Raw genomic sequence first — 20,909 nt, forward strand, 5'->3', positions numbered from 1 at the left:
TTGGATTAATCCTTGTATACAATCTTTCCATCACAGATTGTATATTTTACTTTTCCATACAATTCCCATCCGGTAAATGGAGAATTAGAAGACTTAGAAGCATAAGTCTCAGGAGTCCATTTCTCATTCGGATCAAACAGTACAAGATCAGCTGATTTTCCTTCTGCGACAGAACCGCACGGAAGGTGATACAGGCTGGCAGGATTGATCGTCATCTTCTCAATCAGCTGGCTTAATGTCAGGTGTCCCGGACGTACAAGGGAAGTGATTCCGAGAGCAAGGGAAGTCTCAAGACCAATAATACCGCTTGGTGTTTGTGTGATAGGACGGGATTTCTCTTCCGTACTGTGTGGCGCGTGGTCTGTAGCAATCAGATCGATCGTACCGTCTTTGAGACCTTCGATGATAGCAAGGCGGTCATTTTCTGTACGAAGCGGTGGGTTCATCTTGGCAAGTGCGCCGTATTTTAATACAGCTTCATCTGTCAAAGTGAAATGATGCGGAGTTGCCTCTGCATGCAGATTTGCTCCCATAGCTTTAAAGGTACGTACCAGTTCAACGGACTGTCCGGAGCTGATATGCTGGATCACGACCTGTGCACCGGAACGAAGCGCCAGCAGACAATCTCTGGCAACAAGAGATTCTTCAGCAATCGAAGGAGATCCGTAGATGCCCAGCGCATCAGATACAGGTCCGTGGTTGATTCCGTTTGTTTCAATAAATGCAGGATCTTCTTCATGAAGACTGATCGGAAGGTCAAGTGCCTTCGCCTCTTCCATGGCCTTATAGAGAAAGGCAGCATTCTTAAGAGGAATTCCGTCATCTGTGAATCCACAGGCACCGGCAGCGGCAAGTTCCTTCATAGAAGTCATCTCTTCACCCTTGAGTCCGTAGGAGACAGCAGCAGCCTGGAAAATATGGATGTCTTCCAAAGCCTCCCGTTCCATCAGTTCTTTGAGAACCGGAACAGAATCGATGACCGGTGAAGTATTTGCCATACAGATCACGGAAGTAAATCCACCGGCAGCAGCTGCAAGAGATCCGGTATGGAGATCTTCTTTATAAGTAAATCCGGGATCACGGAAATGAATGTGTGTGTCAACAAGTCCTGGAGAAATCATAAGTCCTGCAGCATCAAGCTCAGCCTCTCCATTTTCAGGTGTCAGAGTTCCGGCATCTGCGAGTGTCTGGATCAGACCGTCTGTGATGCGAAGGTCGACAAGACGTTCTGTATCAGATGCAGGATCAATTAGAAAACCATTTTTTATAAGCATAATTCATCCTCCTTTTGCTGTTAAGTATACCGTATTTTTGATAGAGATTCAAATTTATTAGAAAATGTGTTATCATAAGCATACCGTAATATGAAAAGAAAGAAGGCAGAAAGGTTGATCTTTGGATTTTACCGGATCAGGACAATCGTTCTGCGGAAAGAAGGAGTAAATGAAAGAATACGATTATCTGATTGTCGGAGCAGGTCTTTATGGAGCTGTCATGGCACATGAATTAAAGAAAAAAGGGAAGAAATGTCTTGTGATTGACCGAAGAGATCATATTGCAGGAAATATTTACTGTGAGGACATAGAAGGAATCCATGTACATAAATATGGTGCACATATTTTCCATACGTCTGATAAAAAGATATGGGATTACATGAATCAGTTCGCGGAATTTAATAATTACATCAATTCACCGGTAGCAGTTTATAAAGATGAACTTTATAACCTGCCATTTAATATGAATACATTCAGTAAGATGTGGAATATCCGTACACCGCAGGAAGCAAAAGAGATTATTGAAAAACAGCGCAAAGAGACAGGAATCACAGATCCACAGAATCTGGAGGAACAGGCACTTTTTCTTGGCGGAAGAGATATCTATGAGAAACTGATCAAGGGTTATACAGAGAAACAGTGGGGAAGAAAGTGTACAGAACTTCCGGCATTTATTATCAAACGTCTGCCATTCCGATTTGTTTACGATAATAACTATTTCAATGACAGATATCAGGGAATTCCGGTTGGCGGTTATACAGCAATCGTTGAGAAGATGCTGGAAGGGACAGAAGTTCGCACAGGGATTGATTTCTTTGAATTCAGAAAAGAGAATCCGGAGGTTGCAAAGAAGATTATTTTTACAGGAATGATCGATGAATATTTTGGATATCAGCTGGGAGCATTGGAGTATCGTTCTGTCAGATTTGAGACAGAAGTTCTTGATTGTGAGAACTATCAGGGAAATGCTGTTGTCAATTACACAGAGCGTGAAGTTCCGTATACAAGAATTATCGAGCATAAGCATTTTGAGTTTGGCAAGCAGGAGAAGACGGTTATTTCCAGAGAGTATTCATCAGAATGGAGTGTTGGCATGGAACCATACTATCCGGTAAATGATGAGAAGAATAATGCATTGTTTGAAGAATACAAGAAGCTTGCAGAAAAGGAAGAAAATGTAATCTTTGGCGGACGACTGGGAGATTATAAATATTATGACATGGATAAAGTTGTTGCCGCAGCTCTTGACAGACTGGAAGAATTCAATTAATATGAGAGTCACACTTCAGTCGTTCTGACTGAAGAATCAGGAAAGATTCTGAAGAGTAGTTCGTATCAGATTCTGATAATTTTCAATTGGACAAGTATTGTATCGTGTGCGGTGTGGGGCCGCACACGTTTAGATGACAGATTGCAGTAGAATTAAATATGGAAAAAATGTATGAAGTACTTCGCTTCGTGGAAAAAGGAACCGAATGCCAGCCAAGTATCGATTGCCTGCAGGGAGAACTTTTGATTTATTATCTGCGTGATAATACACAGTTAGATAAAGCGGTGTTATTTGAATGGTTCCGACAGATTGCCGGAGAAATAAGAAAGTATCAGCAGTCGAGACGTGGGCAGAATTATCGTTGTCTGACCCCATATAGTATTGTTGTGACAGAAGAAGGAGAATTGCTGCTTTTAAATCCGGATGCACAGGAAAATGAATTTGTTATGAAGAAGATGCAGCAGAAAGCGGTGAGAAGTCATTTTATCCGCCCGACAGCGTCAGGCAGCAAGAAAAATTGTTCCGTAGATTTGTTTGGATATGGTAAAATTTTGCAGTTTTTACTGGCATATACAGAGCAGATCCCAGAACTTAGCAGAAGTGAAGAACGCAGATTGGAGCGGATCATTGAACGTTGTACCGGTGGCGGAAGACGGCATTATGATAAGATCAGCCAGGTGATACGTGATCTTCCGGAGGAACGCGAGGAATGGAATTTGGAACAGAAAGTAAAACTTCGGAATGTCAAACTGGCGGTTCTTTTATTTGCTGCCGGGGCAGTAATTGCGGCAGCAGGAATTGGGATGAGCCGGGGAAGAGAAAGCAACAATATAGTTGGAAAAAGTGAAACGGCAGTGCAAGCTCAGAAAGCAGACGATGTAAAAACAATACCAGAAGAACATAGTGAAACTGAACAGGAAAGAAAAAAAGCATTGGAAGATATGAAATGGAAGAAAGAGATGGAGGAACGGGTTCAGGAGATTCTGGAATCGGTCAAAGCATGTGAAAAGAAGATAGAAGAAACGACGAAAGAAGAGAATAACGGGGAAAACAAGGAAGAAACAGAGCAAACGACAGAACAGCAAACAGAGGAAACTGCGGAAAAATCTGTAGAAGAGGAAATACAACAGGAAACGAAACAAGAAGTGATAAATGATCCGATTGTTCCGGAATAAGAAAAAAGTTTCCATAAAAGGGAGGATGCCGGGTAACCATTTACTGGTTCCCGGCATGTATTATGAAAAAGTTTATTCAAAGTTTTTTGTTTTTTCCTTTGATACTTATAGTATATGTGAGAGAAATGAAGAAAAAGTGATAAGAAGATGAAAGATTTTTAAATGATAAATGAACAAATTATGAACGACAGATGTAGTGGAAAATAACGGTTTAAAAAAGAATGGCAGTGTGGTATTCTACATCTAAAGAAAACTTCGGAAGTTACTGTTCACTCCCGTGTCAATCACTCCGCTGATTGACACGGAGGATGCGTGTTTTGACTTGAATGCATCTCGCCCCATCGCCAAAGGCGATTTAAAATGGCGAGATGCGTTGCTGGTCGCACATCGTGTGAACAGTAACCTTCGGAACAGGAGGTAACAGTTGAATATGACAAGACAGGAATTTATCCGAAAATTACAGGAGGCTTTGAATGGAAAGCTTGATGCCGCAACAATTCAGGATCATCTTAAGTTTTATGATGATTATATTATAGAAGAAATGAGAAAAGGAAAGAGCGAGCAGGAGGTCTTGGAACTGCTCGGAGATCCGTGGGCAATTGCGAAAACCATTGTAGATGCAAGTGATGGAACAGACGAAGAAGTGGTTTATGAGAACAGGAGTCCATTCAATAATTCGTACAACCAGACAACGCAGGCACAGAACAGCTATACTGGTTATGGACAGAAGGATGAATATGGAACAGAGCATTCTTATGGTTCCTATCATGAGTTCAGATTAGATACCTGGTGGAAGAAGGCTTTGCTGATTCTTGCAGTTGTATTTGTAGTTGTAGTAGTTGTGTCTGTTATAACAGGAATCATCAGTTTTCTGGCACCGGTTCTTGTTCCTCTTCTGATCATTATGATCGTGATCAGACTGATCGGTGGGAACCGACGATATTAGAAAAAGAAAAGTAAAAGACCGATGGGGGAGCCATCGGTCTTTTGAGGGGAGTATAAATAATTAATAAGGGGTTGTAGAAAATAATCTTTCTACATGAATCAGTATAATATATGCATTTGGAAAAAGCAAGCAAAATATTCAAAATATGGTTGAAACAAAATGCATAAAAAGACCTCCGTTTGGGATAATAAAGATTGTACTAAATAGTTACTGTCAGTTAATAAGAACAGTAACACCAAATAAGGAGGAAGTATCATGGCAAAAAATTATAGCAACACAAGTAAAAATTCCCAGAATGGATTCTATTCATCGAAGGAAGAAAATCAGAGTAAGAACAGAAATTCAACATCTAATTCAGGTTCGAATAAGAATTCCAATAAAAATTCTTATTCAAATAAGAGTAAGAACAGCACAAACTGCAATTCCAAAAATGCAGATGACTGCTATGGCGGAAAAGATGATTATGATGAGTCAGACAGATATTAACAGATATTGTGAGCAGTAACGAATAAGATTCTTATAAACAGTAACAAGGCAGAGAAGAAAGGCAATCGCACTTTACTCTGCCTTTCATTTATAGTAGAATTATGATGTAAGTGTCAAAAGTATGAATCGCTTATTTGTGCGAGCACAAACGCAATTTATACTTTTGACACTTACATCAAATTATAATACTGTAAAATAAGAATCAGTTAACAGTAATTAATAAGTACATAAAGATAATATGAGGTAGATATGGAAAGAATGGAATGGATTGCGCCGTGTCATTTCGGTCTTGAATCAGTATTAAAAAGGGAGATTCAGGATCTGGGATATGAGATTGCACAGGTGGAAGATGGAAGAGTTACCTTTTACGGAGGAGCAGATGCAGCGTGCAGAGCGAATGTATTTCTCCGTACAGCAGAACGTGTTCTGCTCAAGGCAGGAAGTTTTAAAGCAGTTACCTTTGATGAATTGTTTGAGAAGACAAAAGCAATTCCGTGGGAGAATTATATACCGAAGAACGGGAAGTTCTGGGTGGCGAAAGCTTCATCGGTAAAGAGTAAGCTGTTCAGCCCTTCGGACATTCAGTCAATTATGAAGAAAGCGATGGTAGATCGTCTTAGAAGCAGATATCATGTACAGTGGTTTCAGGAAGATGGAGCTTCTTATCCACTGAGAGTATTTTTGATGAAGGATATCGTTACGATCGGAATCGATACATCGGGAGATTCTCTTCATAAGAGAGGATACCGTCCGTCAGCCGGCAAGGCACCGATTTCTGAGACACTGGCAGCAGCACTGATTATGCTGACACCGTGGAGAAAAGAGCGTATCTTAGTGGATCCGTTTTGCGGAAGTGGAACATTTCCAATTGAGGCAGCAATGATGGCAGCAAATATTGCACCGGGAATGAATCGTTCTTTTACGGCTGAGAGCTGGGCGAATCTGATTGATAAGAAACTCTGGTATGAGGCCATTGATGAGGCGAATGATCTGATCGATGATCAGATTGAGACGGATATCCAGGGATATGATATTGATGGGGATGTTGTGCGGATGGCAAGACAGAATGCAGAGAATGCAGGTGTGGATCATCTGATCCATTTCCAGGAGAGACCGGTCAGTGCACTGAGTCATCCGAAGAAATATGGATTTATCATAACAAACCCGCCGTATGGAGAGCGTCTTGAGGAGAAAGAGGCACTTCCTGGTTTATATCGTGAATTTGGCGAGAGCTTTAGAAAACTTGACAGCTGGTCTGCATACATGATCACAAGTTATGAAGACGCAGAACGTTATTTCGGAAGAAAAGCAGATAAGAACCGTAAGATTTATAATGGTATGCTGAAAACATATTTCTATCAGTTCCAGGGACCAAAGCCACCGAGACCGAAGAAATAAGAAACGCTGTACCAGATTGTTGGTGAAAAAGAATAGAAGGTAGAAAGCAAAATGAAGAGAAGAATTGTATTTGCAACAGGAAATGAAAATAAGATGAAAGAGATCCGGATGATTCTTGCTGATCTTGGTATGGAGATCGTATCGATGCGTGAGGCAGGAGTCGATGAAGAAATTGTAGAAGACGGAATGAGCTTTGAAGAAAATGCAGAGATCAAGGCAAGAGCTGTATCACGAGTGCTGGTCAACGATATTGTTCTTGCAGATGATTCAGGTCTTGAGATTGACTATCTGGATAAGGCACCTGGAATTTATTCTGCGAGATTTGCCGGAGAGGATACTTCTTATGATATAAAGAACAGAATACTTCTGGACAGACTGGAAGGGGTTCCGGATGATGAGCGTACCGCAAGATTTGTCTGTGCGGTTGCAGCAGTATTTCCGGATGGAACAACAAGCGTAGTCCGTGAGACGATTGAAGGACAAATTGGACACGAGATTGTCGGTGCGAATGGATTCGGTTATGATCCAATCTTCTATGTTCCGGAATTCGGATGTACAACAGCGGAGATGACACCGGAGCAGAAAAATAAATTGAGCCACAGAGGAAAAGCACTTCGAGCAATAAAAATCCTGCTGGAAGAGAAATTGAACGAGGAAGAAGCATGAAAATTCTGATTGTCAGTGATACACACGGAAGACACCAGGCACTGGACCGCGCATTAGAAGAGGCTGGGAAAATTGATATGTTTATCCATCTTGGAGATGTAGAAGGTGGAGAAGACTATCTGGAGGCTGTCGTAGAGTGTGAGAAGTATATTATAAGAGGAAATAACGACTTTTTTACAGAACTTCCGAGAGAAGAGGAGTTTGAGATTGGTCCTTATCATGCATTTATTACCCATGGACATTATTATTATGTGTCCATGGGGATGGAAACTATCATAGAAGAGGGCAGATCAAGAGGAGCGGATCTCGTAATGTTTGGTCATACACATCGTCCTTTCTTTCTTCAGAAGGATGGAATGACAATTTTAAACCCGGGAAGTCTATCTTTTCCACGTCAGGAGGGAAGACGAGGCAGCTATATGATTATGGAAGTCGATGGGAATGGAAAATTGAGTTTTGAGCAAAAATATCTATAATTGTTCTAATTATCAGAAAATTAAAACAAAAGAAACAATTTGCACACTCTTCTTGCGAAAAACAGGTAAAAAAACAGTCGCAAAAAAGTAAAAAAACTTAAAAAAACCTGTTGACTTTCTGAGAAACATGCCATATAATATATCTTGTCGCTGCGGGAGATACGAAAGAAACACAAAGCCGCAGGGGCAAGGAAATAAAACTGATATCGGGGTGTGGCTCAGCTTGGCTAGAGCGCCTGGTTTGGGACCAGGAGGTCGCAGGTTCGAATCCTGTCACCCCGATCATCCTGCGGGTGTAGTTCAATGGTAGAACACCAGCCTTCCAAGCTGGATACGTGGGTTCGATTCCCATCACCCGCTTCTCGTTTGAAAACGAGAGGTTCTCATTAAGAGAAATGAGTCTGTAGCTCAGCTGGATAGAGCAACGGCCTTCTAAGCCGTAGGTCGAGGGTTCGAATCCCCCCAGGCTCGTTTTATGGTGGGTATGGTGCAGTTGGTTAGCGCGCCAGATTGTGGTTCTGGATATCGCCGGTTCGAGTCCGGCTATCCACCTTTTTCTTTAAATATTCCAACTGGCCGTGCAGTGTCAGATATGAAGTCTTCGATGGGCTATCGCCAAGCGGTAAGGCACAGGACTTTGACTCCTGCATTCGCTGGTTCGAATCCAGCTAGCCCAGTTATCCTGCTAGCAGGAAAGAAATAAAAATGAATAAGGGCGTGTAGCTCAGGTGGTAGAGCACTTGACTTTTAATCAAGTTGTCCGGGGTTCGAATCCCCGCACGCTCACTGGAACAAGCAAATTGCTTGTTCTATTTTTTTCTTAATCAATAATTGAATAAGAAATATGCGGATGTGGCGGAATTGGCAGACGCGCCAGATTTAGGTTCTGGTGTTTACGACGTGCAGGTTCAAGTCCTGTCATCCGCAGTAAATTTTTTCCCCGGAAGTGCTGATCAACATTGCACTTTCGGGATTTTTTCTATCTAAAAACCGGTATGAAAAAAGAAGCCGCACATTAAAGTGCAAGCTCCTTTTCTTTCTTTTCCCAATCAATAAACATCATAAAGAATGAAATTAATAACAAGAAGGAACATCCAAGAATTGCCTTTGTCTGGAACAGCTGAACTGCTGCATTACCGATCACTGCGCCGACAATAAAGCAGGCAATGATTCCGTAATACAGAAGACTTGTATCCAGAAAATGTCGTTCTTTTGTATGGAAATAGTGGTGCAGGTTCTCTGTTCCACTGCGCAGATTACCGATGCACATTGTAGTTGCGATTCCTTTGCCATGAATCTTGCGAAAACTTTCAACCTGAATTCCACAGGCAAAAGAAGTTAATGCATTGGCCGGAAGATTCAATGCTGTTGGGAAGAAACTGACTGCGATCAGGATTAGTGCTTCTGCCAGAACAGAAATCTGTCTCCAGTGAAGCAGATTTCCTGCCTTAGCCCGGACAACTTCAGCAAGAGCGATTCCAAGTGCAAAGGCGAGTACAGGGAAAAGGTATTTCATTGTGTTCTGGAAGTCTCCCTGAGAGAGATGTACCCCAAAGAGAAGCATGTTTCCAGTCTGTGCATTGGCAAATACTTCTCCACGCTCCATATAAGAGTAAGCATCCATGAATCCACCGGAAAGTGCAAGGATTGCTCCAAGCCGGATAGATTCAGAAATTTGAAATTTGTGTTTCATAGATATCACCTCATTTTCGTGTGTAGTACCTACTGTCATGATTGAATTACTGCTTTCTGGCGGAAAGCAGTAATAATAAGCCATCAATTATTATAAAAGTGACAGTAGTGGCTGTCAAGATTCTCCGGGTGAGAACTTTATATCAAAAAAGGTAGACAATATGTCGAAAAAAATCGAAAATTCACTTGCACCTCCGGAATAAGTGGTATATACTGGTCAAGAATGTTTGAAATTACAGTAATCTGCATTCAGGCATTGTGCAGATTTCTGTGTTGGCTTTTATTATTACTCGTATTCGATAGACAGATGGAGGTAAAAAACATGGTAGAAAAGAAAGTGAAGTTTATGTCAGCAGGGCAGATCATGACATTTTGCAACACTTGTCAGAAATTAAAATCAGACGTTGATGTAACTGATATGGCAAACAGAAATTATATCATCGATGGTAAATCCCTTATGGGGTTAATGTCTATTAAGCTGGGACTGCCAATGCGTGTAGTTGTGAATGGACAGGATGAAGAAGAGGCAAATGAATGTTTTTCTAACTATGAGTTTGAATAATCCTGCCGAGGCATTCTTGAATAAAAGAAGAGACGGTCAGTCTGTAAATGAAGTTTTGATACACATTTATAGAGTGACCGTTTTGTTGTTCACAATATTGACAAAACTATTTGGTATATTAAAAGGTAATTAAATGTAGAAGTGATCTGGTACACGCAAATATAAGTTAGGAGAAAAGAAGATGGAAAGAGCAAAAATATTAGTTGTGGATGACGAGAGCAGAATGAGAAAACTTGTGAAGGATTTTCTCACAAGAGAAGGGTATATAGTATTAGAAGCAGGAGATGGAATGGAAGCAATGGATCTTTTTTACGAAGATAAAGACATTGCCCTGATCATTTTAGATGTAATGATGCCGAAAATGGATGGCTGGCAGGTGTGCCGTGAGGTTCGAGAGACTTCTAAAGTGCCAATCATTATGCTGACAGCGCGTTCTGAGGAGAGAGATGAGCTGCAGGGATTTGAACTTGGTGTGGACGAATACATTTCTAAGCCATTCAGTCCAAAGATTCTTGTGGCAAGAGTAAATGCAATCCTTCGCAGAACTTTGGGAGCGGTCGGCAATGATTCGCTGGAGGCAGGCGGTATTACGATTGACAAGTCAGCACATATCGTGAAGATTGATGGAACACCGGTCGAACTTAGTTATAAAGAATTCGAATTGTTGACCTACTTTATAGAAAATCAGGGAATTGCGCTTTCCAGAGAGAAAATATTGAATAATGTATGGAATTATGATTATTTTGGTGATGCAAGAACAATTGATACACATGTGAAGAAACTGAGAAGTAAATTAGGCGATAAGGGCGAATATATCAAAACAATCTGGGGCATGGGATATAAGTTTGAAGTTCAGAGCGCGGAGAAATAAATCAGATGAAGAAAGCAAAAAGAGAACTGAAATATACGTTGAGCGGACAGATGACAGCTATTTTTGTTGGACTTCTAGTGTTTGTTCTGATGTTAGTTTTCATTGTTAATACGGGGTTTCTTGGACGATATTATATGTCTCATAAGCAGAAAGATCTGATTGAGATGTATGAGGAAATGAGTGAAGCAGTGAACAATGGAAATCTTGGAAATGAGGCAGTGCAGAAGAAACTTGTGGCGGAACTTGAAAAAACGAATATTGATGTCTGCGCGATGGATATTTCTGACGATGGAAAGGTTGTATTTACAAATGTAAAGGAAGAAGGTTTCCTGTACAAACAGATGCTCCGTATTTTCTTCCTGAAAGATGATGATCAGGAAAAGATTCTCAAGCATTCGGACGATTATGTGGTTCGTAAAATCCAGGATCCACAGAGCGGTACGGATTATCTGGAAATGTGGGGGTATTTAAGTGATAGTGTGTTTGTCACAATGCGAAGCCCATTGGACAGTATTCGTGAAAGTGCCAATCTTGCCAATCAGTTTCTGATTTATCTTGGAATTTTCGGAATGTTCTTTGGAGGAATCCTTGTATGGATTTTTTCACGAAGGATTACAAAACCAGTGTTGGAACTGGCAAGACTTTCCGAAGATATGGCAAATCTGAATTTTGATGCGAAGTATACGAGCGGCGGAAAGAATGAGATTGGTGTTCTGGGCGAGAATTTTAATAAAATGTCAGATCAGCTGGAAAAGACAATATCTGAATTGAAGACTGCGAATAATCAGCTGCAGCAGGACATTGAGCAGAAAGAGAAACTTGAAAATATGAGAAATGAATTTCTTGGAAATGTTTCCCATGAGCTGAAGACGCCGATCGCATTGATCCAGGGATATGCCGAAGGGTTAAAAGAAGGAATCAATGACGACCCGGAAAGTACAGAGTTTTACTGTGATGTCATTATTGATGAAGCAGGAAAGATGAACCGGATGGTCAAGAATCTGCTGACACTGAATCAGTTGGAATTCGGTACAGATGAAGTGGAATTTGAACGGTTTGATATTGTGAAGCTTGTGAAAGGTGTTATTGCAAGTTGTGATATTCTGATCCAACAGGTTAATGCGAATGTAGATTTTATTGCTGATGAGACAGCTTATGTCTGGGCAGATGAGTTTAAGACAGAACAGGTTGTACGGAATTATCTTACGAATGCGATTCATCATGTCGGAAATGAGAAGCGGATCGAAGTGAAGATCGTTTCAATGGATGGAAAAGTATGTGTTTCCGTCTTTAATAGTGGAAAACCGATTCCAGAAGAAGATGTACCAAAACTGTGGGATAAATTTTATAAAGTGGATAAAGCACATACACGTGAATATGGTGGAAATGGGATTGGACTTTCAATCGTTAAGGCAATCATGGAATCTTTCCATCAGGGGTACGGCGTGAAAAATTATGACAATGGAGTCGAATTTTGGTTTGAACTCGACGCAAAGTGTGGTAAAGTATAGAAAATAGATACTAGATAATAGATACTAGATTACAGATAAGAGGTAGGCTAATGATAGCAATAATTGATTATGATGCCGGTAATATCCGCAGTGTTGAGAAAGCATTGCTTGCACTTGGACAGGATGTTATAGTTACAGCGGACAGAGATGAGATCCTTCATGCAGATAAAGTGATTCTTCCGGGTGTCGGTGCATTTGGAGATGCTATGGAGAAATTAAAACAGTCAGGGCTTGATGAAGTAATCCGCGAGGTTACAGAAAAGGGAACACCATTTCTTGGAATTTGCCTTGGATTGCAGCTTTTATTTGAGCACAGCGATGAGGCTCCGGGTGTAGAAGGACTTGGAATTCTAAAGGGTGAGATCTTAAGGATACCTGATAAAGAAGGATATAAGATTCCCCATATGGGATGGAATTCCCTTCATTTAGAGAATGATGGAAGACTTTTTAAGGGAATCGCTGAGAATTCTTATGTATATTTTGTACATTCTTATTATCTGAAAGCAGAAGAGGAACAGATTGTCAAGGCATCAACAGAGTATACAACACATATCCATGCGTCTGTTGAGAAGGACAATATTTTCGCATGCCAGTTCCATCCGGAGAAGAGCAGTGATGTAGGACTGAAGATTCTGAAAAACTTTGTAGAGCTGTAGGAGGAGTGCGAGAATGTTTACAAAAAGAATTATCCCATGTCTGGATGTGAATGCCGGACGTGTTGTAAAAGGTGTGAATTTTGTTGATCTTCAGGATGCCGGAGACCCGGTGGAGATTGCAAAGGCATATGATAAGGCAGGAGCTGATGAACTTGTATTTCTGGATATCACAGCTTCTTCAGATGATAGAGGAACAGTTGTTGATATGGTACGAAAGGTTGCGGAATGTGTGTTTATTCCGTTTACTGTCGGCGGAGGAATCCGGACAGTTGATGATTTCCGTGCATTGTTAAGAGAAGGTGCGGATAAGATTTCAATCAATTCTTCTGCAATCAACAGACCGGAGCTAATCCGTGAAGCGGCAGAGAAGTTTGGAAGCCAATGTGTAGTAGTGGCGATTGATGCAAAGAAAAGAGTAGACGGAACAGGGTGGAATATCTATAAGAATGGTGGTCGCCTGGATGTTGGAATCGATGCGGTTGAGTGGGCGAAGAAAGTAGAGTCCCTTGGCGCAGGTGAGATTCTTCTGACAAGTATGGACGGTGACGGAACGAAGGCTGGATATGATCTGGAACTGACACGGGCAATTGCAGATAGTGTATCGATTCCTGTAATCGCGTCCGGTGGAGCCGGAACGTTGGAGCATTTTAAAGAGGCATTGACAGACGGTGGTGCAGATGCAGCATTGGCAGCATCTTTATTCCATTATAAAGAGCTGGAAATCAAAGAAGTAAAAGAGTATTTAAGAAACGAAGGAATTTCTGTCAGACTGTAGAGAATGGTTAAGCAGAAAGAAGAGGAGAGCAGGAACTATGAGTGGTTTGAATGGAGACTGGTATGAGGCATTGAAAGGAGAGTTTTCCAAGCCTTATTATAGGAAATTATTTGAGACGGTAAATGAGGAATACAGGACAAAATTGATCTTTCCACCGGCACAAGATATTTTCAATGCATTTCATCTGACTCCGCTGAAGGATGTGAAGGTTGTGATCCTTGGACAGGATCCTTATCATAATAACGGTCAGGCACATGGATTAAGCTTTTCCGTGCAGAAAGGTGTAGATATTCCACCGTCACTTGTGAATATCTATAAAGAACTCCATGATGATCTCGGCTGCACAATCCCAAATCATGGGTGTCTGACAAAATGGGCCGAGCAGGGTGTGTTAATGTTGAACACTGTGCTGACAGTACGAGCACATCAGGCGAACTCTCACAGAGGAATCGGATGGGAAGAATTCACAGATGCAGCGATTCTGGCACTGAACAGCCAGGACAGACCGATTGTCTTTATTCTGTGGGGAGCTCCTGCACAGAGGAAGAAGAGAATGCTTACGAATCCAAAGCATCTTATTCTGGAAGCACCGCATCCAAGCCCGCTGGCTGCTTACAGAGGTTTCTTTGGAAGCAAGCCATTTAGTCAGACAAATGCATTTCTGGAGAAGAATGGAATCGAGCCGATTGACTGGCAGATTGAGTAAATCATAGTAGCAAAGTATTAAAAATAGACGTCTGCTGGCCAAAGCAAGGACGTCTATTTTTTATGTGTATAATTCAAAATTAAAACAATCAAACTGGCTGTCGTCAGAATAACCATCAATCAAAGAGAAAAATGTCTATATTTATATTGACAGAACTAAAAACCTAGTGTACTATCTAACTATAGCACTAATACAGTAAATGCAAAAAAGATAAATGGAGGAATCACATGGAATATAATTCAGGAAGTCCAATCTATCTTCAGGTGATCAACGAGCTTAAGAAAAAGATGGTAAAGGGCGAGTTGAAACCGGGTGAGAAGATGCCATCGAACAGGGAGCTTGCAGTTTTGTATAAAGTGAATCAGAACACAGCGGCGAGAATCTACCGGGAGATGGAGATGGCAGGATATTGTTACACGAAGCGTGGAATCGGTACATTTGTGTCGGAGGAGGAGTATATGTTTGACAATGTGAAGAAGGAGATGGCAGAAGAGCTGTTGAAGAATTTTGTACACGAGATGCGTGATCTTGGATTTCAGAAAGGCGAGATTATTGAGCAGATTGCCGATTACGAGGAGGAGCAGAAATGATGTTAGAGTACAGAAATATCACAAAGAAATTCGGGAATAAAGAAGCAGTTAAAGAGCTTACTTTGAAGTTGAAAAAGGGCACGATTTATGGTCTTCTCGGAGAAAATGGAAGTGGTAAGACGACACTTATGAAGATGGCAGCGGGACTGACACAGCCAACAGAGGGAGAGATTTTATTTGAGGGACATCCGCTTAGCTATCAGGACAAAGCATCCATCGCATATATGTCAACGGAACCATTTTTCTATAGTTATATGAAGGTAAAAGATGTAGAAGAATATTATGCAGATTTCTTTGAGGATTTTGACAGAGAGCAGTTTAGAAAAACAATTGAACGCCTGGGCTTGAATGAAGAGATGAAAGCGTCTGCAATGTCAAGCGGAATGAATGCGAAACTGAAAGCGGCTGCAACATTGGCGAGAAAAGCAGATCTTCTCTTGTTAGATGAGCCTTTGAACGGTGTGGACTATAAAGCGAGAGAAGAGATCATTGCTTTGATCCTGGAAGAAGCAGATGAGAATCGTACAATGGTGATCTCTACCCATCTGATTGAAGAGGTAGAAAGCTTTATTGAGGATGCGATTTTTATAAAAGATGGACAGCTTGTGGATGTCGTGAATGTTGAGACAGAGAGAATGACAACGGGAAATTCACTTGCAGAGCTTTATCTGCAGAAGATGTAAGGAGGGAGTAACGATGGGAAAATTAATGAAATATGAATGGAAGAAACAGCGGACTTCGAGAATGATTGTTATGGTAGCTTTAGCTGTCTGTGTGCTTGCATTTCTTGGAGGTATGCTGGTTGAAAAGGATGCATTGATGGGAATCAGTGCAACGCTTTTATTAGTCGGATCGTTTTTTGTAGTGTTCTATATGGGAATTGAGAGTATTCTGATTCTGAACAGAGATTTGAAAACAAAGCAAAGCTATATGATCTGGATGACTCCGAAATCCGTATGGGAAATTCTTGGAGCAAAATTTGTTGTAGCAATCGCACAGATGTTTTTCGTGTTTGCACTTTATGCGATTGCCGGACTGCTTTGTTTTGTAGGGACGATCCAGTATGTCGGAGAACTTGGAAATGTATTTGCGATCATAAGAGATAGTTTTATACGAGTGTCAGGCGAAGGGCAGCTGATCGCACAGATTATCTGGAATCTTCTCTGCATCTTTGTCGGATGGACAGAGGTTGTGATGGTTGGTTATCTTGCGGTAATCGTTTCTCGAACTATTTTAAGGGATTCAAAATATGCAGGAGGAATCTCAATCGTAGCTTTCTTTGTGATTACATTTATAATAGAAAAGATTTATAATCTGATTAGCAATGTACTTCCGAATGTAGAAGTAGCAGGAAATTTATTCTTTGGTGTCGGATATCTTGTATACTACATTATAATCTGTGTAGCAGTATTTTTACTTAGTGGATGGATGGCAGATAAGAAGCTTAGTGTATAAGAATAGATAGAAAAACACTCCCTGATTTGTGGCAGAGAGTGTTTTCGCGCATAGTGTTCTTTAAATAAGAATATTCTTCATATCTTTCGGTAATTCCGCTGTGAATTCCATCGGCTCCTTTGTGATCGGATGAATAAAGGAGAGCTTCCAGGAATGTAATGCCTGGCGGTGGATGTATTCCATATCCGGATTATATAGATAATCACCGACAAGTGGGAATCCTAAATATTGCATATGGACACGGATCTGATGGGTACGGCCGGTCTCTAAGATAAGAGAGACAAGGCTGTGCCCGTTTTTTTCTTTTACAACTTTATAATGTGTGACTGCACGCTCTCCATGCTTGAAGTCTACTTTTCGCTCAATCATGGAACTGCCGGTGCGGGCGAGTGGTGCATCAATCGTGCCGGATGGAGGTGTTACACTGCCACGGACGATCGCGAGATATTCACGCTTGATCTCGTGTCGTGCGCCCATGGAAGATAGGATGCTGGAACTGATCAGGTGCTTGGCAATGACAGTCAGTCCTGAAGTGTCACGGTCCAGGCGGTTCGTGCAGCGGAAGATAAAAGGCTTTCCCTGCTCTGTATAATACCACATTAGTCCATTTGCCAGAGAATTCTCATAATTATTCAGTGATGGATGGATCGGCATTCCGGCAGGTTTGTTGACAACAAGGATATCTTCGTCTTCATATATAATGCTAAGCGGCAGTTCGACAGGAGGAATATTCGGTGAACTTTCATTTTCCTGAATATGTACTGTGAGAATATCTCCAGTAGCAAGTAGTGAACGCATATATTCCCAGACTCCGTTTTTTAAAATGCTTTCCGGCATCTTTTTTAACTGAGTGATGTTCTGGTAGGAGTAGCCCTGGTGACGCAGGAACTGCTCGATACGCAGGCCGTCCGCTTCTTCTGTTATCTGATAGTTGATCGTACGATCCATCTTTTTCTATCCTGTCGTGTCTGATAGCATAAAAACAGACACATCCTTTCCGATTTGACTCTTTATGAACTCTTGTATCATACACAAAATTTTCAAAAATTACAATAATCTTGAAATAGTGTTATGTTTCTTGGAATTTTATTATATCTTATTTTGGCACTTTTTATTATAATAACACTATCAAGAAAAACAAAGACAAGTAGTAATAAAAGGAGGATTCTATTATGAAGAAGAAAAAGATTCTTGCACTTGTACTTGCAGCTTCAATGGCAGGCGGAATGCTTGCAGGATGTGGAAGCACATCAGGCGGAGATGAAACAGCGAAAGGAGATAAGTCATCCGGAAAAGTTTATTATCTGAACTTCAAACCAGAGCAGGCTGATCAGTGGGTAGAACTTGCTAAAGAGTACACAGATGAAACTGGCGTTAAGGTTGATGTGCAGACAGCTGCATCAGGAACATACGAGTCACAGCTGAAATCAGAGATGGCAAAAGACGAGGCCCCAACATTGTTCCAGGTAAACGGACCGGTTGGACTTGCTACATGGAAGGATTATTGCTATGACCTTTCAAAAAGTGACGTTTACAAAGACGTTGAGTCTGATGACTATGTATTAAAAGATGGTGATGCAGTAGACGGAATCGCTTATGTTATTGAGACTTATGGTCTGATCTACAACAAAGCACTTCTGAACAAATACTTCGAACTGCCGGATGCAAGCATCAAATCCATCGATGAGCTGAATAGCTTCCAGGCACTTAAGACAGCAGCAGAAGAGATTCAGGCACATAAAGATGATCTTGGAGTAGAAGGAGCTTTCACTTCAGCAGGAATGGATTCTTCTTCTGACTGGAGATTCAAGACTCACCTTGCAAACCTGCCAATTTACTATGAGTACAAGGCAGACGGAATTGATAGTACAGATGCTATCAAGGGAACATACCTTGACAACTACAAACAGATCTGGGATCTGTATCTGAACAACTCTACATGTGAGCCATCTATGATCTCTTCTAAGACAGGAGATGACGCAGCAAGCGAATTCTCACTTGGTGAAGCAGTATTCTATCAGAATGGTACATGGGCTTACAATGATATCAAAGATAACGAAGTAGCAGAAGAAGATATGGGAATGCTTCCAATCTACATCGGAGTTGATGGAGAAGAGAACCAGGGACTTTGTACAGGATCAGAGAACTACTGGTGTGTAAATAAAAACGCTTCTGAAGAAGATATTCAGGCAACACTTGATTTCATGAAATGGGTAGTTGAGAGTGACGAAGGCCGTGACATGCTGGCAAATCAGATGGGATTCGTAACACCGTTTACAACATTCGCAGATTACCTTCCGGACAACCCGCTTGTAAAAGCAAATGCCGAGTACACAGAGGCTGGAAAGACACCAGTAAGCTGGAACTTTACAACAATGCCATCTGAGAACTGGAAGAACAATCTTGGTGGTGCTCTTCTGAACTATGCACAGGGCACAGGCACATGGGATAGTGTACAGACAGCATTCGTTGATGGATGGGCTGAAGAATACGCAGCAGCAAATGAATAAAAAAGGCTTTTCACAGGACCGACAGATAAAAAGGCTGTGAAATAGAGAAATAGTATGCAGCCTGCCAACGAGAATACCGGGGGCAGGCTGAAAGTGTGTTATTAGAAGTGTAAAAAGAGACAGACCTTTTTACAGAAAGAGAGACAGGAGGAGAAGAACATGCAAAAAGCTATAAAAAGATATTTTCCGGTATTTGTATTGCCGACGCTGATTGCATTCACGATAGGTTTCCTTGCACCATTCGTGTTAGGTGTATACCTTTCGTTCTGCAAGTTTACAACGGTAACAGATGCCAGATTTATTAGACTTGGCAACTATGCAAAGATACTGGGAGATGGGGATTTCCTTCACTCTCTCTGGTTTACTGCATTATTTACGATCGTAACAGTATTACTGATCAACATTTTCGCTTTTGCGGTAGCAATGCTTTTGACAAAGAAGATTAAGGGAACTAATATTTTCCGTACCGTATTCTTTATGCCAAATCTGATCGGTGGTATCGTACTTGGATATGTATGGCAGCTGTTATTAAACGGTATTCTGGCACATTTCCAGAAAACACTTACATATTCTTCAAAATATGGTTTCTGGGGATTAGTTATCCTGATGCTCTGGCAGCAGATTGGATACATGATGATCATCTACATCTCAGGTATTCAGAATATTCCTGGAGAGCTGATCGAGGCAGCGGAGATCGACGGAGCAAATAAAGTACAGCTTTTAAGATATGTTACAATTCCGATGGTTATGCCATCCATCACAATCTGTACTTTCCTGACACTTACAAACGGATTCAAACTTTTCGACCAGAACCTTGCATTGACAAACGGTGGACCGGACAAGATGTCAGAAATGCTTGCCCTGAACATTTATAATACATTCTATGGAAGAACCGGTTGGGAAGGTGTAGGACAGGCAAAAGCAGTTATCTTCTTCATTATTGTAGGAGTGATCGCATTAATTCAGAATAAAATGACAACATCAAAGGAGGTGCAGCAGTAATGAATAAAAAAGTAAAACATGGCACATTATTAACCGTTATTTTTACAGTACTCAGTCTGTTGTATCTGTATCCGATCGTACTGGTATTTATCAACTCCTTTAAGAAAAAAGCCTATATCAGTAAAGCCCCGTTCGAGATACCGACCGGAAAGATGTATGTCGGATTAGAGAACTATATCCGTGGTATTAAACAGACAGGATTGATTCAGGCATTTGGATGGAGTTTGTTTATCACAATCTTATCTGTAGCAGTGATCATCTTATGCTGCTCCATGTGTGCATGGTATATCTGTCGTGTGAAGACAAAGTTCACAAAAGTCTTATATATGCTTTGTCTGTTTGCAATGATCGTACCATTCCAGATGGAAATGTTTACATTATCTAAGATTGCAAATATGCTTCATATGGGAAATCCATGGGGACTGATTGTGATCTATCTTGGATTTGGTGCAGGACTTTCCGTCTTTATGTTCACCGGATTCATGAAATCCATTCCACTGGAGATTGAAGAAGCTGCGATGATCGATGGATGTACACCAATCCAGACATTCTTCAAAGTTGTACTTCCGATTGCAAAGCCGACTTGTGTAACTGTTACAATTCTTCAGGCAATGTGGATCTGGAACGACTATCTGCTTCCATCACTTGTATTGGATCAGAGAAAATATAAGACAGTGCCGATGGCAGTCCAGTATCTGAAAGGTGGATATGGTTCCGTAGATATGGGAGCAATGATGGGAACTTTGGTTCTTGCAATTGTGCCGATCATCATCTTCTATCTGTTCTGCCAGAGATATATTATCGAAGGTGTTGTAGCAGGAGCAGTTAAAGGCTAGTTACTGTTCACTCCCGTGTCAATCACTCCGCTGATTGACACGGAGGATGCGT

At 41.1% G+C, this 20,909-nt stretch carries 22 protein-coding genes and 7 tRNA genes; 26 read left to right on the forward strand and 3 right to left on the reverse strand.

Features of this window, described 5'->3' with window-relative positions; genetic code table 11:
* Nucleotides 1–5: 5 nt before the first annotated feature.
* Complete coding sequence (locus LI162_RS13285) at nt 6–1,274, reverse strand: dihydroorotase (RefSeq protein WP_227156799.1); 1,269 nt, start codon at nt 1,272–1,274, stop codon at nt 6–8.
* A gap of 169 nt (nt 1,275–1,443) precedes the next feature.
* Here LI162_RS13285 and glf point away from each other — a divergent pair, with 169 nt between their 5' ends.
* The 14 genes from glf (at nt 1,444) to LI162_RS13355 (ending at nt 8,618) form a co-directional block, all read left to right on the forward strand.
* Nucleotides 1,444–2,544, forward strand: coding sequence for a UDP-galactopyranose mutase (glf, locus tag LI162_RS13290; protein WP_227156800.1), 1,101 nt, complete (start codon nt 1,444–1,446; stop codon nt 2,542–2,544).
* A gap of 158 nt (nt 2,545–2,702) precedes the next feature.
* On the forward strand, nt 2,703–3,719 hold the full coding sequence (locus tag LI162_RS13295; protein ID WP_227156801.1) for a hypothetical protein: 1,017 nt from the start codon (nt 2,703–2,705) through the stop codon (nt 3,717–3,719).
* A 430-nt stretch (nt 3,720–4,149) separates the two neighbouring features.
* Entirely contained in the window at nt 4,150–4,665 is a 516-nt protein-coding gene (locus tag LI162_RS13300) for a DUF1700 domain-containing protein (RefSeq protein ID WP_015529306.1), read from the forward strand.
* Between the two features lie 255 nt (nt 4,666–4,920).
* Nucleotides 4,921–5,151, forward strand: a complete 231-nt coding sequence (locus LI162_RS13305; protein WP_227156802.1) for a hypothetical protein — start codon at nt 4,921–4,923, stop codon at nt 5,149–5,151.
* A 249-nt stretch (nt 5,152–5,400) separates the two neighbouring features.
* Nucleotides 5,401–6,549, forward strand: coding sequence for a THUMP domain-containing class I SAM-dependent RNA methyltransferase (locus LI162_RS13310; protein WP_015529308.1), 1,149 nt, complete (start codon nt 5,401–5,403; stop codon nt 6,547–6,549).
* A 51-nt stretch (nt 6,550–6,600) separates the two neighbouring features.
* On the forward strand, nt 6,601–7,215 hold the full coding sequence (locus LI162_RS13315; protein ID WP_020437305.1) for an XTP/dITP diphosphatase: 615 nt from the start codon (nt 6,601–6,603) through the stop codon (nt 7,213–7,215).
* Entirely contained in the window at nt 7,212–7,691 is a 480-nt protein-coding gene (locus LI162_RS13320; RefSeq protein WP_227156803.1) for a metallophosphoesterase family protein, read from the forward strand. The genes LI162_RS13315 and LI162_RS13320 overlap by 4 nt, the downstream gene beginning before the upstream one ends.
* A gap of 207 nt (nt 7,692–7,898) precedes the next feature.
* Nucleotides 7,899–7,973, forward strand: a tRNA-Pro gene (locus tag LI162_RS13325).
* A 7-nt stretch (nt 7,974–7,980) separates the two neighbouring features.
* A tRNA-Gly gene (locus LI162_RS13330) sits at nt 7,981–8,051 on the forward strand.
* Between the two features lie 37 nt (nt 8,052–8,088).
* Nucleotides 8,089–8,162: transfer RNA gene (locus tag LI162_RS13335), tRNA-Arg, on the forward strand.
* A 7-nt stretch (nt 8,163–8,169) separates the two neighbouring features.
* Nucleotides 8,170–8,243 (forward strand) — tRNA-His (locus LI162_RS13340).
* 53 nt (nt 8,244–8,296) lie between these two features.
* Nucleotides 8,297–8,368: transfer RNA gene (locus tag LI162_RS13345), tRNA-Gln, on the forward strand.
* A gap of 36 nt (nt 8,369–8,404) precedes the next feature.
* Nucleotides 8,405–8,477 (forward strand) — tRNA-Lys (locus tag LI162_RS13350).
* A 60-nt stretch (nt 8,478–8,537) separates the two neighbouring features.
* Nucleotides 8,538–8,618, forward strand: a tRNA-Leu gene (locus tag LI162_RS13355).
* Between the two features lie 88 nt (nt 8,619–8,706).
* Here LI162_RS13355 and LI162_RS13360 read toward each other — a convergent pair.
* A complete protein-coding gene (locus tag LI162_RS13360; protein ID WP_055148462.1) occupies nt 8,707–9,384 on the reverse strand; it encodes a YoaK family protein in 678 nt (225 codons plus the stop codon).
* Between the two features lie 321 nt (nt 9,385–9,705).
* Here LI162_RS13360 and LI162_RS13365 point away from each other — a divergent pair, with 321 nt between their 5' ends.
* From LI162_RS13365 to LI162_RS13405, 9 genes are all read left to right on the forward strand, one after another.
* The gene (locus LI162_RS13365; protein WP_015529312.1) at nt 9,706–9,945 is read left to right on the forward strand and encodes an HPr family phosphocarrier protein; all 240 of its coding nucleotides are present in this window, start codon (nt 9,706–9,708) and stop codon (nt 9,943–9,945) included.
* Between the two features lie 181 nt (nt 9,946–10,126).
* Nucleotides 10,127–10,816, forward strand: a complete 690-nt coding sequence (locus LI162_RS13370; RefSeq protein ID WP_020436212.1) for a response regulator transcription factor — start codon at nt 10,127–10,129, stop codon at nt 10,814–10,816.
* A gap of 5 nt (nt 10,817–10,821) precedes the next feature.
* Complete coding sequence (locus LI162_RS13375) at nt 10,822–12,327, forward strand: sensor histidine kinase (RefSeq protein ID WP_020436211.1); 1,506 nt, start codon at nt 10,822–10,824, stop codon at nt 12,325–12,327.
* A 50-nt stretch (nt 12,328–12,377) separates the two neighbouring features.
* Nucleotides 12,378–12,983, forward strand: a complete 606-nt coding sequence (gene hisH, locus LI162_RS13380) for an imidazole glycerol phosphate synthase subunit HisH (RefSeq protein WP_020436210.1) — start codon at nt 12,378–12,380, stop codon at nt 12,981–12,983.
* A gap of 13 nt (nt 12,984–12,996) precedes the next feature.
* Entirely contained in the window at nt 12,997–13,758 is a 762-nt protein-coding gene (gene hisF, locus LI162_RS13385) for an imidazole glycerol phosphate synthase subunit HisF (RefSeq protein ID WP_117499029.1), read from the forward strand.
* Between the two features lie 37 nt (nt 13,759–13,795).
* A complete protein-coding gene (locus LI162_RS13390; RefSeq protein ID WP_015529317.1) occupies nt 13,796–14,464 on the forward strand; it encodes a uracil-DNA glycosylase in 669 nt (222 codons plus the stop codon).
* Nucleotides 14,465–14,691: 227 nt separating this feature from the next.
* Nucleotides 14,692–15,054, forward strand: a complete 363-nt coding sequence (locus tag LI162_RS13395) for a GntR family transcriptional regulator (protein ID WP_015529319.1) — start codon at nt 14,692–14,694, stop codon at nt 15,052–15,054.
* Complete coding sequence (locus tag LI162_RS13400) at nt 15,051–15,737, forward strand: ABC transporter ATP-binding protein (protein WP_015529320.1); 687 nt, start codon at nt 15,051–15,053, stop codon at nt 15,735–15,737. Before LI162_RS13395 ends, LI162_RS13400 begins: the two co-directional genes overlap by 4 nt.
* A gap of 13 nt (nt 15,738–15,750) precedes the next feature.
* Nucleotides 15,751–16,509 (forward strand): ABC transporter permease, encoded by a 759-nt coding sequence (locus tag LI162_RS13405; RefSeq protein WP_020436209.1) that lies wholly within the window; start codon nt 15,751–15,753, stop codon nt 16,507–16,509.
* A gap of 60 nt (nt 16,510–16,569) precedes the next feature.
* Here the strand turns inward: LI162_RS13405 and LI162_RS13410 are convergent, their stop codons facing one another.
* Nucleotides 16,570–17,457 (reverse strand): RluA family pseudouridine synthase, encoded by an 888-nt coding sequence (locus LI162_RS13410; protein WP_020436208.1) that lies wholly within the window; start codon nt 17,455–17,457, stop codon nt 16,570–16,572.
* 224 nt (nt 17,458–17,681) lie between these two features.
* On the opposite strand from LI162_RS13410, the gene LI162_RS13415 reads away from it, so the two are divergent.
* The 3 genes from LI162_RS13415 (at nt 17,682) to LI162_RS13425 (ending at nt 20,857) form a co-directional block, all read left to right on the forward strand.
* A complete protein-coding gene (locus LI162_RS13415; protein ID WP_227156804.1) occupies nt 17,682–19,019 on the forward strand; it encodes an ABC transporter substrate-binding protein in 1,338 nt (445 codons plus the stop codon).
* 159 nt (nt 19,020–19,178) lie between these two features.
* A complete protein-coding gene (locus LI162_RS13420; protein WP_227156805.1) occupies nt 19,179–20,021 on the forward strand; it encodes a carbohydrate ABC transporter permease in 843 nt (280 codons plus the stop codon).
* On the forward strand, nt 20,021–20,857 hold the full coding sequence (locus LI162_RS13425; protein ID WP_015529325.1) for a carbohydrate ABC transporter permease: 837 nt from the start codon (nt 20,021–20,023) through the stop codon (nt 20,855–20,857). The genes LI162_RS13420 and LI162_RS13425 overlap by 1 nt, the downstream gene beginning before the upstream one ends.
* Nucleotides 20,858–20,909: the final 52 nt, after the last annotated feature.

The sequence above is a fragment of the Mediterraneibacter sp. 210702-DFI.3.120 genome, assembly GCF_020561005.1.
GTDB lineage: Bacteria > Bacillota > Clostridia > Lachnospirales > Lachnospiraceae > Mediterraneibacter > Mediterraneibacter faecis.

Bases quoted from the DNA above. Each gene is read 5' to 3' on its own strand.
- hisH (WP_020436210.1), top strand. From the start codon at position 12,378: ATGATAGCAATAATTGATTATGATGCCGGTAATATCCGCAGTGTTGAG.
- hisF (WP_117499029.1), top strand. From the start codon at position 12,997: ATGTTTACAAAAAGAATTATCCCATGTCTGGATGTGAATGCCGGACGT.
- LI162_RS13370 (WP_020436212.1), top strand. From the start codon at position 10,127: ATGGAAAGAGCAAAAATATTAGTTGTGGATGACGAGAGCAGAATGAGA.
- LI162_RS13365 (WP_015529312.1), top strand. From the start codon at position 9,706: ATGGTAGAAAAGAAAGTGAAGTTTATGTCAGCAGGGCAGATCATGACA.
- LI162_RS13310 (WP_015529308.1), top strand. From the start codon at position 5,401: ATGGAAAGAATGGAATGGATTGCGCCGTGTCATTTCGGTCTTGAATCA.
- LI162_RS13400 (WP_015529320.1), top strand. From the start codon at position 15,051: ATGATGTTAGAGTACAGAAATATCACAAAGAAATTCGGGAATAAAGAA.
- LI162_RS13420 (WP_227156805.1), top strand. From the start codon at position 19,179: ATGCAAAAAGCTATAAAAAGATATTTTCCGGTATTTGTATTGCCGACG.
- LI162_RS13425 (WP_015529325.1), top strand. From the start codon at position 20,021: ATGAATAAAAAAGTAAAACATGGCACATTATTAACCGTTATTTTTACA.
- LI162_RS13320 (WP_227156803.1), top strand. From the start codon at position 7,212: ATGAAAATTCTGATTGTCAGTGATACACACGGAAGACACCAGGCACTG.
- LI162_RS13410 (WP_020436208.1), bottom strand. From the start codon at position 17,457: ATGGATCGTACGATCAACTATCAGATAACAGAAGAAGCGGACGGCCTG.
- LI162_RS13405 (WP_020436209.1), top strand. From the start codon at position 15,751: ATGGGAAAATTAATGAAATATGAATGGAAGAAACAGCGGACTTCGAGA.
- LI162_RS13415 (WP_227156804.1), top strand. From the start codon at position 17,682: ATGAAGAAGAAAAAGATTCTTGCACTTGTACTTGCAGCTTCAATGGCA.
- LI162_RS13285 (WP_227156799.1), bottom strand. From the start codon at position 1,274: ATGCTTATAAAAAATGGTTTTCTAATTGATCCTGCATCTGATACAGAA.
- LI162_RS13295 (WP_227156801.1), top strand. From the start codon at position 2,703: ATGGAAAAAATGTATGAAGTACTTCGCTTCGTGGAAAAAGGAACCGAA.
- LI162_RS13305 (WP_227156802.1), top strand. From the start codon at position 4,921: ATGGCAAAAAATTATAGCAACACAAGTAAAAATTCCCAGAATGGATTC.
- LI162_RS13375 (WP_020436211.1), top strand. From the start codon at position 10,822: ATGAAGAAAGCAAAAAGAGAACTGAAATATACGTTGAGCGGACAGATG.
- LI162_RS13360 (WP_055148462.1), bottom strand. From the start codon at position 9,384: ATGAAACACAAATTTCAAATTTCTGAATCTATCCGGCTTGGAGCAATC.
- LI162_RS13390 (WP_015529317.1), top strand. From the start codon at position 13,796: ATGAGTGGTTTGAATGGAGACTGGTATGAGGCATTGAAAGGAGAGTTT.
- LI162_RS13395 (WP_015529319.1), top strand. From the start codon at position 14,692: ATGGAATATAATTCAGGAAGTCCAATCTATCTTCAGGTGATCAACGAG.
- LI162_RS13315 (WP_020437305.1), top strand. From the start codon at position 6,601: ATGAAGAGAAGAATTGTATTTGCAACAGGAAATGAAAATAAGATGAAA.
- LI162_RS13300 (WP_015529306.1), top strand. From the start codon at position 4,150: ATGACAAGACAGGAATTTATCCGAAAATTACAGGAGGCTTTGAATGGA.
- glf (WP_227156800.1), top strand. From the start codon at position 1,444: ATGAAAGAATACGATTATCTGATTGTCGGAGCAGGTCTTTATGGAGCT.